Raw genomic sequence first — 2,748 nt, 5'->3', positions numbered from 1 at the left:
TCGCCGCATGGTGGGGGTATACGCCGACCGAAGCAATGAAGGAAATGCTAAAGCTTATGTTTATCGGCGAAGCGGAAACGCTCAGAAGGACATTCTCACTGTCGGACTGCGACATGACGACCGCACGACACTTTATCTCGTATCTCATTGATTTCTGTCTCTTGCATGGGGTTGATGTAGGAGAGCCGTTGTATCAGCTCTCAGAGGACATTCCGCGCTATGTGTGGGCGTGTCTTATGAACAAGCGGTGCGCGGTCTGCGGCAGGAACGCAGACCTGCATCACTGTGATGTTGTGGGTATGGGACGTGACCGCAAGGAGATCTGCCACATCGGGATGCGTGCGCTTCCCCTGTGCAGGGAGCACCATACGGAGATTCACAGCATCGGGCAGGAGGAGTTTCTGAGACGGTACATCATCGAGCCGGTACGGATTGATGAGCGGATCGCGGATGTGTATGGTCTGCGGAAGAAAAATAGGAGGTGAGAGATTTGTTTGTGGTCAATGATTTGGAGCGATTGACGGAGTACGGGTTTACAAAAAGGGAGATGAAGAACGCAAAGGGGCGCAGCACCTATGTCAAGTATCTCGGTCAAACACGGGCATATCAGTCCGTCGGTCTCCTGAGTCTCTTGGTGAATCCGTATCACGGGACACATGAGAACGAGCTTGTTGTGTGGTGTCGCTGCCATATGGATGCGGACGCGTGGGACGTGAAAAATCCTTCCGTGATTTGGTCGTTCGAGGAGATCGGGCAGCTTGTGCACGACGGTGTTGTGGATTGGGTAGAAAACACCCCTTCCTAGAGAGGAGAGGTGTGACAGCATGGATTATATTCGACAGCTCAACACATTTCTAAACATGAGCGCAGGGAACCTCCCCGGCACCCCTTTCAATGTTTACATGAGACTATTTCAGATTGCCAACATGAGAGGCTGGCCGGAGTGCTTTCCTGCATCAGACGCAGAAATCTGTCTGATGACTGGAATACGGAATAAAAAGACCATTGCGGAAGCACGACGTATTCTCGAACAGGCGGGGTACATCAAAACCATTCGGGGCGGGAAACATCAAGCGACACAATATCACCTTGTCGATCTTGTAAATAGTCCGGTAATTGGTAACCAAAATACCCCAATTACTGGTGCAATTACTACCCCAATTACTGGTGCAATTACTACCCCAATTACTGGACACTATATAAAACATAAACGTAAAACGGAAACCAAAACGAAAACAGATTGTGCTGCTGCTGATGCGCGCGCGCGCGAAGAGGACGATTCTCTCGCAGAAGTAGTGCGGACGTTCGAGAATAACATTCACCCCGTCACAGGGGAAATCGAACGGGATCGGCTCATCGACCTTACGGACAAATACGGCGTTCTCTGGGTAACGTCTGCCATCGAGGAGGCAGCACTGTCGAACGGACGCAATCTGCGCTATATCACGGCGATTCTTGAGCGGTGGAAGCGTGAGGGATTCAAGGCAGCGAGGAAGAAAGGCGGTGGAAACTATGGCACTGGAATCATTCAGGGACACATGGCAGGAGATGGCGCAGAGAAATCCCCGTATGCTGCATACTTTGACGGCGATGCGGGAACGGGAGCGGGCGATATTGCAGGAGGCACGACCACGGAGAGCCGCGATCCTCCAAGTGATCTGCGCCTTGCCGGAACAGGTGCGTTCGGATGCGGAGCTTCTTCAGGCGGTGGAAGCGGAGCGTGTCAAACAAGAGCATGACGTTCTCTGTGCTCGTTGCGCCTATACCGTGGACACCTGTCATGCATGCAAGTACAACGGGCAGGACTTCACGTATCGCCGTTATGACAATCCGTTCCTCTCGTGCATTCCGTTTTGTGCCAAGCACAAGACGCAGCAGGAGCAGAAACGCATTGCCAAACTCATGGGCGTGGGCGGTGTCGGCGAACGTTTCCGTTCACGCAGTTTTGCGACGTTCCGTGAGACACCTGCGACAAGATCGGCGGTCGCGACGTGCAGGAGATTCTGCGAAGCGGTGAAGGTTGACCCAAAGGCGCAGGGGCTTATGCTCATGGGCGGCTACGGAACGGGCAAGACACATCTTGCGGTCGCGATTCTGCGCGAGACAGCAGAGGCGGGGATTCCGGGGATGTTTGTGGTCGTTCCTGACCTGCTCGGCAAAATGCGGGCAAGTTTTGACCGCAAGGATGGCAAGGCGGATGAGCTTGTGACGACGGCGAAGAACGCGCGGCTTCTTGTGCTGGACGACCTCGGCGCGGAGAACCCGCGTCCGTGGGTGGTGGAGCTGGTCTATGTGCTCATCAATCACCGTTACGAGCATATGCTTCCGACGGTGATCACGACGAACTACAGCGGCAAGGAGCTTGAGACGGTATTTGGTCGGCGCATCATGAGCCGCCTTGCAGAGATGACAACGCCCGTGAACATTCGGGCGGAGGACTATCGCATGAAAGGAGCAATCATGTGATTTGGAGGAGAAAACTGAAAAAATGTCCGCTCTGCGGCGGACGCGCAGAAACTTATTGGGGCATGACAAGAAAATATTGTGTACAGTGCCCGTATTGTGGATTGACCTCGCCTGAATATTACACATTGGACGAAGCGGTTGATGAATGGAACGTGAAAAGAACTGAGAGGGATGCCGAGCGATGGCGCAAGGTTGAGATACCTCCCCCGGTCACTTTTTCGTCCAAGGCATGAAAGGAGCGTGCTGAGATGGCAGAGATTGACATGACAAAGCCGCAGCCGT

At 53.6% G+C, this 2,748-nt stretch carries 4 protein-coding genes; all 4 read left to right on the top strand.

All coding sequences use genetic code 11. The features are described 5' to 3' along the window. Nucleotides 1-485: putative HNHc nuclease (locus ACO6BQ_RS12305; protein WP_489121382.1), on the top strand; the 485-nt coding region annotated here is incomplete at its 5' end. A 5-nt stretch (nt 486-490) separates the two neighbouring features. Further along, entirely contained in the window at nt 491-805 is a 315-nt protein-coding gene (locus ACO6BQ_RS12300) for a hypothetical protein (RefSeq protein ID WP_489121380.1), read from the top strand. A 490-nt stretch (nt 806-1,295) separates the two neighbouring features. After that, nucleotides 1,296-1,739 (top strand): DnaD domain-containing protein, encoded by a 444-nt coding sequence (locus ACO6BQ_RS12295; RefSeq protein ID WP_489121377.1) that lies wholly within the window; start codon nt 1,296-1,298, stop codon nt 1,737-1,739. Then, on the top strand, nt 1,666-2,466 hold the full coding sequence (locus ACO6BQ_RS12290) for an ATP-binding protein (protein ID WP_489121375.1): 801 nt from the start codon (nt 1,666-1,668) through the stop codon (nt 2,464-2,466). Before ACO6BQ_RS12295 ends, ACO6BQ_RS12290 begins: the two co-directional genes overlap by 74 nt. Nucleotides 2,467-2,748: the final 282 nt, after the last annotated feature.

It is taken from the genome of Centipeda sp. (in: firmicutes) (assembly GCF_057271695.1).
This window is presented reverse-complemented; position numbering and strand designations above follow the sequence as displayed.